Consider the following 12,292-nt stretch of genomic DNA (forward strand, 5'->3'; position numbering starts at 1 on the left):
TTAACAGCTTCATTACCTTGTGCGGGGCTTAAAAATTTGTGAGTTTGCCATTCACTCCCTATATTGCGCCCTGCTAAACTAACTTATACAACACACAAATTCTGAATTCATAAACTAAAACCAACAAATGTTTTATGCAAACAACAATTGAAACTAAGGACGATTTCTTTAGCAGTAAAGTACTTGGTCATCCATCCGGGTTATTTGTACTTTTCTTTACCGAGATGTGGGAAAGATTTTCCTACTATGGAATGCGTGCTTTACTAGTACTTTTTTTAACCACTAAAATGTTTGGGGTTACCAATCCAGGTTGGGGTTGGGATAGCATCAATGCACTTTCAGTTTACGGTTCTTATACCTCATTGGCTTATTTAACACCCATTTTAGGTGGTTACATGGCCGATAAAGTTTTGGGATACCGATGGGCAGTTATCCTTGGTGCCTTAATTATGACATTGGGTCACTTGAGTATGGCCATAGAGTTCCATCCTTTTTTCATGTATTTGGGCTTATGCTTACTGGTACTGGGAAATGGTTTCTTCAAACCTAACATGACTTCTGTTTTATCTGAGATGTACAAAAAACATCCTGAAAAGAAAGATGGAGCCTATACTATTTTCTACATGGGTGTAAACTCGGGCGCTTTCTTAGGCATGATTCTTTGTGGTTACATTGGCGAAAACATGGGCTGGAGCTACGGTTTCGGTTTAGCGGGTATATTTATGTTTGTAGGTATGCTTCAATTCTATTTCACCAGAAATATCTTTGGTAGTATCGGCTTAAAACCTAAAAAAGACGCTGTTGTGGTTGACGAAAATGAAGATCCTGCGGAAGCCAAAAGAAATCCATTCTCGGCGGTTGACCTGGTTATGGTTGCCCTTATTTCTATTGTAGGCCTGGTTTGGGTAATCAATGATCCGATTTCCAAAATTACAGGTTCAAACCTCTTTAATTTCACCGTTGGACCTTTAAATGGTGATAAATTTGTAATTCTGCTGGCATTGGTGCTCTTTATTATTTTATTGGTTAAGCGGATATTCCAATATGGTCCGATAGTAAGAGATAAAATGATTGCTATTGTGATAATGGCTTTTATAACCATTTTCTTCTGGGCTTCTTTTGAGCAAGCCGGAGGTTCAATGACGCTTTTCGCAAGGGATTATACCGATCGTGTATTAGATGGTAATTCGAAAATTGTGTTTAATGTCATCAACACGTTGATTACCATTATTCCTTTATCGATCATCACCTATGTACTGCTTAGATTATTCAGACAAACTTTTGGGAAATATGCTTTAGGAAATATTATTCTTTCTGTAGGATTTTTATTGATCTGGATCTTAATCATTTATATGTTAAAGAACCAATATTATGATGTTAAAACGGAAGTTCCGGCATCATGGTTTGGGAGTTTAAATTCATTGTTTATCATTTCCTGCGCCCCTATTGTATCTAAACTCTGGGAAAGTAAATACAACCCTTTTGCCACATTCAAAAATGGCTTCGGTATGATTCTTTTAGGAATCGGATTTGGTGCATTAGCTTATGGCGCAAGCAGTATCCCTGCAGGTGCTAAAGTTGCTCAAATTAGTATGATTTGGCTGGTATTGGCTTATTTATTCCACACCCTGGGCGAATTATTCATCTCTCCTGTAGGCCTTTCTTACGTTTCGAAATTAGTACCGGGAAGGATGATCGGAATCATGTTCGGTATCTGGTATCTCGCTATCGCCATTGGAAACAAAATTGCTGGAACCATGGGCGGCATGATTGACGAAATTACAGCACAGTATTCGATGAAAACGTTCTTCTTAATTTTTACATTAATTCCTGTTGGTTTGGGCTTGTTTATCATGCTCTTAACGCCAATCATGAAAAAATTGATGCACGGCGTAAAATAATCGCATACTTATAATGGAAAAAACATTATCTCTGGAAGATATTCAAAATTTCGAAGGTAAATACCCTAAGCAATTATGGTATTTATCTTTGGTTGAAATGTGGGAACGCTTCTGTTTTTATGGAATGCGTGGAGTTTTGGCTTTCTTCATGGTCGACCAACTGCATTTATCTGATCAAAAATCAAATCTGCAGTATGGAGCTATTCAAGCTTTTGTTTATGCCTTTACTTTCATTGGTGGAATTTTTGCCGATAAGATTCTAGGTTTTAGAAAATCTCTTTTCTGGGGTGGTTCCCTAATGATAATTGGAAACCTGATTCTGGCTTTTTCACCGCACGATCTATTCTACACTGGCATTACGCTTTCTATTATAGGAACAGGTTTTTTCAAGCCAAATATCTCCTCCATGGTTGGTGAATTATACCATGAAAAGGATAATCGCAGGGATGCTGGTTACGGCTTATTTTATGCAGGCATTAATGTGGGAGGTCTTTTAGGCGGGGCCATGTGTATCTATTTGGGCAAGTATTATTCCTGGAACCTGTGCTTTTTGTCGGCCGCATTGGTGATGACTTTCGGTTTAAGTACCTTTATTTTTACTAAAAAATATTTAGGACCTATTGGCAACTCGCCACTTTTGCATTTAGAAAAAACAAAACAAAAAGCATATGAAATAGCTGTGTACTTTGGTTCATTGCTGTGTATTCCACTAATCTTTATTATGGTTAGAAATACCGCATATACTGATTACTTCATGTACACCATAGGAACTGTTGCCATCATTTACTTCCTTTATGAAACCTTCAAATTGGGAGAGAAACAATTAAAGTTCAAGTTGCTGGCAGCTTTTCTTTTTATTTTTTGCTATTTCCTTTTCAATGCCATTTACGAACAAAGCGGTGGTTCTCTGTCTCTATTTGCAAAAGATAACTTCTCACATCAACTGCTATTCTTCTCAGCTGATCCGAATGTGGTTAACAACAGCGTAAACTCTTTATTCGTTATTATTTTTAGCCCTATTGTGGGTATTCTCTGGTTGTTAATGGCTAAACGAAAAATTGAGCCTAATACCGTTATCAAATTTGGAATTGGATTTTTATTGCTAGCTGGCGGATTTTATATATTTTACGCTACGAGGTTTTTTGCTGATGTTAATGGCATTACTTCATTGAATGTGTTCACCTTAGCATACCTGGTAGTAACACTTGCCGAGTTGTGCTTAGGACCTATTGGCATGTCGATCATTACCAAACTTGCTCCAAAGCGGCTATTTGGAATGATGATGGGACTTTGGTTTCTGGCCAGTGCTTTCGGTCAGTTTGCAGCAGGCAAAATTGGAGCAGAAATGTCTACTTCAGAGGGTAGTTCATTGATAACAAAGCTACAAGATTACACCGAAGGTTATAAACAACTGGCAATCTATGCGCTGGTTGCCGGACTGGCCTTGATTATTATTTCGCCATTGATCAGAAAATTAATGCAACAAGTGAAATAAACATTCATTTGAACAGAATTTAACCCTGTTTCAGCTATGTTGAAACGGGTTTTTTCATATTAAATACGTACTTTCGCCCCTTTAAAAGCGAAAACCTCAAGGCAAGAGTTTAAAATTTAAAAAAGCAAAACGTGTCAGATAGTCTAGTTATCATCCCCACCTACAACGAAAAGGAAAATATTGAAAGAATTATCCGTAAGGTATTTTCACTTACTCAACCTTTTCATGTGCTCATTATTGATGATGGCTCGCCAGATGGTACTGCTGAAATCGTAAAATCATTACAAGATGAATATGCAGGTCATTTGTTTATAGAAGAACGTTCTGGAAAGCAAGGTTTAGGCACAGCCTATATCTATGGTTTTAGATGGGCACTGGAAAGAAAATATGCGTATATTTTTGAGATGGATGCCGACTTTTCGCATAACCCGGATGACCTGTCCCGTCTGCGGGAGGCTTGTGTTAACGGTGCAGATGTTGCTATCGGCTCCCGTTATGTTAAAGGGGTTAACGTGGTAAACTGGCCAATGGGACGTGTTTTAATGTCGTATTTTGCCTCTATGTATGTGCGCTTCATTACCCGCATCAACATTCAGGATGCTACTGCAGGCTTTAAGTGTTACAGAAGAATTGTATTGGAAACGATTCCCTTAAATAAAATCAAGTTTGTTGGCTATGCCTTTCAGATTGAGATGAAATTTACAGCTATTAAGTTTGGTTTCAAAGTAGTTGAAGTCCCAATTATTTTTACAGATAGAACCGAAGGTACCTCTAAAATGAGTACCCGAATTTTCAGAGAAGCTTTCTTAGGGGTGATTCAGATGAAAGTGAACAGCTGGTTTAGGAGTTATAAGAGGTGAGGAGCTTAGAGGTTTAATTGCTTTACTGTTTAATTGCTTAATTGTTGCATAGCAATCTAGCTCCCCTACTTTTTAAGGAATTGAATTGCTTAACTGTTTAATTGTTCAATTGCTTAATTGTTGCCTTTCTAGCGGCTGATCTAATCGCACAACTGTTACACCGAGGCATCATCGGGAACCCAGCTCCCCTACTTTTTAAGGAGGGGGTGAATGAGGATGAGCGTAGGCGGGGGTGGTTATTAGCTTTGAACTTTTGGGTTGTTTAATTACTTAATTGTTCAATTGCTTAATTGTTGCCTTTCTGGCGGCTTATCTAATTGCTTTAACCATTACACTGATGCATCCATCGGGGATCCGGCTCCCCTACTTTTTAAGGAGGGGGTGAATAAGGATGAGCGTAGGCGGGGTGGTTATTAGCTTGGAACTTTTGGGTTGTTTAATTGCTTACCTGTTCAATCGTTTAATTGTTGCCTTTCTGGCGGCTTATCTAATTGCTTTAACCATTACACTGATGCATCCATCCGCGATCCAGCTCCCCTACTTTTTAAGGAGGGGGTGAATGAGGATGAGCGTAGGCGGGGGTGGTTATTAGCTATGAACTTTTGGGTTGTTTAATTGCTTAACTGTTCAATTGCGCAATTGTTGCCTTTCTAGCGGCTTATCTAATTGCTTTAACCATTACACTGATGCATCCATCGGGGATCCGGCTCCCCTACTTTTTAAGGAGGGGGTGAATAAGGATGAGCGTAGGCGGGGTGGTTATTAGCTTTGAACTTTTGGGTTGTTTAATTACTTAATTGTTCAATTGCTTAATTGTTGCCTTTCTGGCGACTTGCCTTTTCTGTTGTTATTAGCAATACCGATTCTCAGTTAAACAGTTACACGATTAGACAGTTAAACAACTATTGGATTACTTAATTATCTCGCAAATGTTTGCATCAGGAACCCACCTCCCCTACTTTTTAAGGAGGGGGTGAATGAGGCTGAGCGTAGGCGGGGTGGTTATTACCTTTAAATTTTGCGGTGGTTGAAATGCTTAATTGCTTAACTGTTTAATTGCGTAATTATACTCAGGACTAAAGACTTTGGACTTCAGACTAACTTCAAGACTCCTTCCTACTTTCCCGTATCATCTGGCCGTAATCCATTTTCTTATCCATCGCATTAATAGTTAATACAATTCTTTTGGTCCTGGTAGCTTCGGTTTTCGCCTGATTGATCCAGTTGATAAAATAGTTTTGATGTGATTTGGGCTGTTTCAAAAAGTTCTGCATCAGGTGTTCTTCCTGAGACAAGCAGATTTCCAGATCTTCGGGCATTTCAACCTTAAAGTCTTTGTCCTCTTCAAGATATAGCTCAAGCTTGGCACCGGCTTCTTTTCTCAGTTGTTTTCTAAGATCAGCTTTCAAAGCAATAATAAAATCTCCTTCTCCCATCGGTATCGTGGCCATACCGGCTATGTCTATCTGATCGATTTTACCTTTCACCCGGAAACTTTTCTTGTTGTTGGGTTTAATTTGATTGGCGATCGCTTCTGGAATGAAAACATAGCTCCAGCCAGTTTTTTCGCCCATGGTTTCAAATTTTTCTATTTCTGCTTTGAGCTGAATCATAAGTTAAAAAGCTGAGTCTCTTGTTCATGAATGGGTTGATCTAAAAAAACGAAATCTTCAATTCTTTCAAAGAATTTCCCCTTTAATTTCCTCAAGGAAATGCAATCACACCGAAAAGTAAAATCCACATTCGGGAGCATGTTAAAAGCTGTTTGAATATGCTCAGCAGAAAGTTTTCTACCTATCGACATGTGAGGCACCTTAGTATGATAAAATTCCCTAATTGTAATATTTTTATGTACGGATTTCATGCAAGCAGATAAAACAGCAGTTGAATGTTCGTCTGGCGCAATAAATAAAGTACCGTTATCATATTTCTTGATCTCATTAAACCTGACCTCAAAAGGCTTTTGATTCGCGCTCCAGTTGCGTAAACAATTTTTTACTGCATCCAGTTCCCTGTCGCTGGCAAACAGTTGTGAGATTGTAATGTGTGCTTCTGCATCGCAACTTCCATAATTACCTATTTTATTTTTTAGCGTTTTTTTCAGTTCGCCAACTTCTTTGATAACCTCAGTTGAGGGATAAAATGCGATGGCATAAACTGCCCGAATATCGTATTTCATGGCTCTGCTTTCTCCTATATAACTAAAAACGTCCAAATCCAGGAGTTCCTGGAGATCTCGTGTTGCGGTTGCTTTTGAAGTTTTGGCAATCCCCATATATTTTTTGGCCGTCATCCCCCCTTCAAAACCTGTTGGCCCTGCTTCGAACATTCGCTTAACTACTTTAAGTTGACGGTCATTAAGCCTGTATCTGAAATCATCAAAGAAAATAGTTTTTCTGAGGGTAAAATCTATGAGTTCTTGTGCTTCCCTTTGGGCATTTAAAGTTAGCGTTGTAAAATAACTGAGCCAGTTGGAAATTTCATTCTTCTGTTGGGCTTCCTTCAAAGCGTTATAATAGGCTGTTTTATTGGCCTCTATAGATTTGGAAAGGCTAAGCAAAACAGGTCTTCCCAAGGTTTGTGACAATGCTTTTTCTGCAAGCGCCCTTCCTATCCGGCCATTCCCATCCTCAAAGGGATGAATACTTTCAAAATATAAATGGGCAATAGCAGCTCTTACAATGGGATCGATAATTACTTTCCGCTTATTTGGTGCAGTATCATTGAACCAGGCGACAAACTGCTTCATTTCGGCAGGAACTTTTTTTGAATCTGGTGCCTCAAAGTGTACCTCTTCTTTACCAATCGCACCAGACACCACTTGCATTGGAGATGTTCCTTCCCTCCAAACCCCGATACGGAGTCCTTTAGCGTCTCTAAATAAAATTTCATGCCAATTCCAAAGCTCAGCAACGGATAGCTCATCCTGGAAATTATGTTTTACATGAATCAATAAATCTGTAATTGCTGAAGCCCGCTTATCCCGGACAAACCACATTTTTTCTCCAAGCCCCAGATTGTTCTTCACAGAAGACATCACATCCTCTCGACTGAAGAATTCGCCTTCGATTTCAGAGGTTTTTATCGCTTCGGATATTAACATTTCATACTTGGTCTCTTCGCGTACACTGTCTGGTAAACTTTTAAGAACGCCTGTTACTTCACCGATCATCTCAGTAAACTGATATAATTGTTGTTCAATACCAGCGATAGAATAACTAAAATTTGGCCAATCTTTTTTCTCCCAATTATACCCCATGAGCCGAATATACTAAAAATACGGCTCAAAAAAAAGCATATTTTGAGCCGCATTTAATTAAAATGCGGCTCAAAACTTTGGTAATCATGGAATAATCCCTTTTGTTTTTGAGTGAAATTATCCAAAAAACCTAATTAAAACCCATTTCAGGGGATGATATTGTCATTTACTTTTATCAAATTTGCGAAGAAATAAGGTGTCATAGCTGAAGGGAAGGTAATCTATTTGCATGATTACCTTTTTACCGGGTTGGATAACCAGCGAGAATTTGTTTTTAAGTACGGCCATACTTTTATTTCTAATGATTAATCAATGGCCAAAGGGCTTAACTGCACATCCAGCTTGGCAAACTTTAGAACTTCCACACTTGGAAAACCAAAATCTTCTACTACCTTACCTAAAATAAGGTAACAGCCTTTACCTTTAAAGGGATAAATGGGTGTGGTATTGGGGAAGTGCGTAGTATCAAAAAAATCGCCATGGACATCTAAAAAAGTACCAAACCACATTTTAGTGTTCTTAATGGTGTGCACTGTTTTCTCACAAACATAGTTACCCAGCATCCTAACGGTTTTACCCACATGCAGGTGCAGATCTGCTGCCATCACCTCCCCGCGATAGCTGGTTTTAAGGAGATCGAACATTTTATAGTTTAAGGGGTAGCCTAAAAGTTCTAACTCTGTATAGGCATTTTCTAAAGCCGAATCGGCCAATGGAGGAAGTTCGTAATTTTTATAGCTTAGCTTAAACAGCTCTGCATGATTCACTTTCTTTTGCTTAAAACCGAGGTAATTGTGCACATCCCATAAAAGGGTTTTTCTATCTTTTCCGGTAAACCTCAGGGCACCCAAACGAATGAGAATAATGACCTGTTCTAAAGAGATACAGGTACGCTTAACGAAATCTTCCAGGTCGAGGTACAGGCCGTTTGCATGGCGCTCCTGTGGGATTATTCGGATGTTTTTTTCTTCGAGCCCCTGCACACCTATAAAGCCTAACCATGCCTCTTCGCCGTGAATATTAACTACCTCGTCACTATGATTTACGCAAGGCAGATGTACGCGGGCACCTGTTTTTTGAAGCTCGTGCACGTAAACCCATCTGCTATAAAATCCACCATAGTTATTGAGCACGGCAACCATAAACTCCATCGGAAAATAGGTTTTCAGGTAAAGGCTTTGGTAGCTTTCTACAGCGAAAGAAGCAGAATGTGCTTTAGAGAAGCTATATCCGGCAAAAGAAGAAATCTGTCGCCATACTTCTGTGATCAATTCCTCTGCATGCCCCTGTTTTCTGGCCGAAATGAAAAATTTATTCACGAGCTCATCGAAGGCCAGTTTTGAACGATATTTTCCACTCATCGCTTTTCGCAGAATATCGGCATCTGATAAATCCAAACCCGCAAAATAGTGACATACCTTGATTACATCTTCCTGATAAACCATTACGCCATAGGTTTCATGAAGTTGTTCCTTCATCACCTCGCAAAGGTATTGAACTTTATCTGGTGCGTGATAGCGCTCGATATAAGCCTTCATCATTCCTGAACTTGCCACACCTGGCCTGATGATTGAACTCGCCGCCACAAGCGTTAAGTAGTTATCACATTTAAGCTTTTTGAGCAATTGGCGCATGGCCGGAGATTCGATATAAAAACAGCCGATGGGTTGCCCTTCCTTTAAGACTCCATTCAGCCTGGTGTCTGATTTAAAAGTTTTAAAATCATGAATATCGATCTCCAGGTTTCTATTTTTTTTAATTAGTTCTACCGCTTCCCGGATATGTCCAATTCCACGCTGGCTTAAAATATCAAACTTTTCATAACCAATCTGTTCGGCCTCGTACATATCCCACTGCACGGTAGCAAACCCTTTGGGAGGCATATCCAAAGCCGTGTAGTAAGTAATTGGTTCTTCTGAAATTAAAATGCCCCCCGCATGTATTGAGCGTTGGTTAGGCATATTTTGCATATGCTGATATACGGCTAAGAGTTTTTTAAAAGTAGCATTTTGAAGGTTCTCACACTCTTTATGGGGATCAGTGAAACTATCAATTTCTCCCTTGGATAAACCTAAAACCTTTCCAATTTCCCGAATAATTGCCCGGTTTTTAAAAGTACTCATGGTACCCAGAAAGGCCACATGCCATTTGGGATATCTTTTAAAAATGTACTGTTGAATAGTTTCGCGTTCATCCCACGAAAAATCGATATCAAAATCGGGTGGACTGGTTCTTTTTTCATGTAAAAAACGCTCAAAATAGAGATCGAGGTCTATTGGGTCTACGTCGGTAATCCGTAAACAATAAGCCACCAGACTATTGGCCCCCGATCCTCTGCCTACGTGATAAAAACCACACTTATTAATGGCATAACGGATGATATCGAAGGTGATTAAAAAATAAGCACAGTAATTTTTAAACTCAATGATCCGGAGTTCTTTTTCTAAGCGATTGAGTACCTCCTGGGTATAGGCTCCATACCGATACTTCAATCCCACAAACGCGAGATTTCGCAGCATTTTCTTATCGCCTTCAATACCTGATTTGGTATAGTGAATCTTATTTTTCGATTTGATCTCCCGTTCAAAATAAACACTGAGATCACAGGTATCTATTAATCGCTGTGTGTTTTCTACAATAAAGGGATAGCGTTCAAATTGCTTCGTCAGTTCATTTTCAGTGATTAAAAACTCTTCCTTTCCACACTTCTGATTTTCTGGAACCTTACTCAGAAGCGTATTTAAATCAATAGCCCTCAGGTATTCGTGGAGGCGGTACCCCAGTTTATTATTTACGGTAACGGGATGCCAAACCAAAAGTTTTTCTTTTTGTGCTAAAAGCGGATGACTGTATAAAATCCCCAATTGCTTACTTCTGATGCCCACAAATTCATTTTCCCGTAACTGCCGCCTAAAAAACTTTTGAAAGGGATAAACGACGTATGCATTTTCGAAGTGTGGTGGAAATTCGGGGAAAGGAATATGATAAATGTTATGGTAACTCAAAAACTCATTCAGCTCACGCATTCCCTCTTTATTTCTGGCGATGCCCACATAAAGCAACTGATGCTGAAACCTGAACTCTATCCCCACTACCGGTTTTATGCGATAAGGAATATTGCCTTTATGGGTTTCATCGGCTTCCCGGGCTATCCCCTGACGGTAGCATTCGCGCACAAATTCTACGGCACCAGTAGAGTTATTGATATCCGTTAACACCAACTGATGGATCCCCAAAGTCCTGGCAGTTTCGATAATTTGCTCAATGCTTTGCGTGCCGTATTTCAGGCTATATGAAGAATGCACATTAAGAAACATGGCTATTTCAGTTTCTGGTTATCGATATTATTGAAGGTTAAAACGGGGTATTAATCGTATGACTTGGAACCCGTTATTCCTTTTTCACTCATAAAGCTTCTGATCTTTGAACGTTTTCGCTCTTCAGTCTCTTCTTTATTCGTTTGTTCAGGCACTTGATCAAGCGCTATTTTCTTCTTCCGTGGGTTATACTTAATCACTTTATTATTCTGATCTCTGGGGGGTTGTGTAACGATACAAGCCTTTACCACCGCTTCATCGCCAAAGTTATTTCTTACCTTATCCATGGCCTGATAAAGGCTGTATTCTTCTTCGGCTATATTATATAAACCAATTTGCTCGTAGCCACTCACCAGGTGTGAGAGTTTTACACCAATGAGCCTGAGCAACATTCGCTTGCTATATACCTTATCGAAAAGGCTGTGTGCTTTTTGGATCAATAAAGAATCGAGGGAAGTATAAGGAATTCGCTCCTGCTGGGTAACAGTTTCAAAATCGGTGTACCTTATCGTTACGGTAATGCAGGCTGTAAGCTTTTTTTGATTCCGCAATTGAAAGGTAAGTCCGGTTACCATACCTGTAATAATAGATTTCAGCTTGGCAATATCCATGGTATCACTTTCAAAAGTAGCCTGGGTACCAATCGATTTACGTTCACGGTAAGGCAATACCGGGGCCAGATCAATGCCATTGGCCTTTTGCCATAAACTTAAGCCATGTTGCCCCAAAATCTTAAACATCAGCTGTTGCGGAATTTGAGTGAGCGTTTCAATGTAACGAACGCCCATTTCACTCAGTTTTTTATAGGTTGCATGACCAATACCCGGGATTTTATGAACGGGCAAAGGATTGAGAAAGGGTTGCACTTCGAGAAAAGGAACATGCTTATGCCCGTCGGGTTTAGATTCATTGGTGGCAATTTTGGCGACCGTTTTATTAACTGATAGTCCGAAAGAAATGGGAAGGCCGGTCTCCTTCATGATTTTCTGCCGCAGCTCGGTAGCAAACGTCATGCAGCCGAAAAAACGATCCATCCCACTCATATCAATATAATGCTCATCAATACTGGCCTTTTCAAAAAGGGGTACATTTTCAGCTATAATCTCTGTAATTTCATGTGAAGCTTTGGAGTATTCTTCCATATTTCCCCGGAGAAAAATAGCTTGCGGGCAGAGGAGTTTAGCTGTTCTTCCGGGCATAGCCGAATGAATGCCATATTTCCGGGCCTCATAACTACAGGATGCCACTACACCCCTATCGCTACCGCCACCGATTATTACAGGTTTACCAAGTAAACTCGGATTCTTCTTCGTTTCTACAGAAACAAAAAAAGCATCCTGATCCATATGAATAATTTGCCTATCCTTTTCCATCTTTTTTCTATTTCAACTATCAGCCCCAACACACTAAGAACACAAAGAGGCTAAGTGCGTGACCATCTACCGTCGTGCCAGCTTACG

Annotated in this window: 7 protein-coding genes; 3 read left to right on the forward strand and 4 right to left on the reverse strand. The window is 39.6% G+C overall.

The window, feature by feature from the left end; genetic code table 11:
• The first annotated feature begins 134 nt into the window (after positions 1–134).
• The 3 genes from BMX11_RS03680 (at position 135) to BMX11_RS03690 (ending at position 4,256) form a co-directional block, all read left to right on the forward strand.
• Complete coding sequence (locus BMX11_RS03680) at positions 135–1,901, forward strand: peptide MFS transporter (protein ID WP_090881548.1); 1,767 nt, start codon at positions 135–137, stop codon at positions 1,899–1,901.
• 13 nt (positions 1,902–1,914) lie between these two features.
• Positions 1,915–3,396, forward strand: a complete 1,482-nt coding sequence (locus tag BMX11_RS03685) for a peptide MFS transporter (RefSeq protein WP_090881550.1) — start codon at positions 1,915–1,917, stop codon at positions 3,394–3,396.
• A 131-nt stretch (positions 3,397–3,527) separates the two neighbouring features.
• Positions 3,528–4,256 (forward strand): polyprenol monophosphomannose synthase, encoded by a 729-nt coding sequence (locus tag BMX11_RS03690; RefSeq protein ID WP_090881552.1) that lies wholly within the window; start codon positions 3,528–3,530, stop codon positions 4,254–4,256.
• 1,103 nt (positions 4,257–5,359) lie between these two features.
• Here BMX11_RS03690 and BMX11_RS03695 read toward each other — a convergent pair.
• From BMX11_RS03695 to dinB, 4 genes are all read right to left on the reverse strand, one after another.
• On the reverse strand, positions 5,360–5,869 hold the full coding sequence (locus tag BMX11_RS03695) for a YdeI/OmpD-associated family protein (RefSeq protein ID WP_090881554.1): 510 nt from the start codon (positions 5,867–5,869) through the stop codon (positions 5,360–5,362).
• Complete coding sequence (locus tag BMX11_RS03700; RefSeq protein ID WP_090881556.1) at positions 5,866–7,515, reverse strand: DUF4172 domain-containing protein; 1,650 nt, start codon at positions 7,513–7,515, stop codon at positions 5,866–5,868. The genes BMX11_RS03695 and BMX11_RS03700 overlap by 4 nt, the downstream gene beginning before the upstream one ends.
• A gap of 305 nt (positions 7,516–7,820) precedes the next feature.
• On the reverse strand, positions 7,821–10,832 hold the full coding sequence (gene dnaE / locus BMX11_RS03705; RefSeq protein ID WP_090881558.1) for a DNA polymerase III subunit alpha: 3,012 nt from the start codon (positions 10,830–10,832) through the stop codon (positions 7,821–7,823).
• A gap of 50 nt (positions 10,833–10,882) precedes the next feature.
• A complete protein-coding gene (gene dinB, locus BMX11_RS03710; RefSeq protein ID WP_090881560.1) occupies positions 10,883–12,205 on the reverse strand; it encodes a DNA polymerase IV in 1,323 nt (440 codons plus the stop codon).
• Between the last annotated feature and the right edge of the window lie 87 nt (positions 12,206–12,292).

This window comes from Pedobacter rhizosphaerae (assembly GCF_900111155.1).
Lineage (GTDB): Bacteria > Bacteroidota > Bacteroidia > Sphingobacteriales > Sphingobacteriaceae > Pedobacter > Pedobacter rhizosphaerae.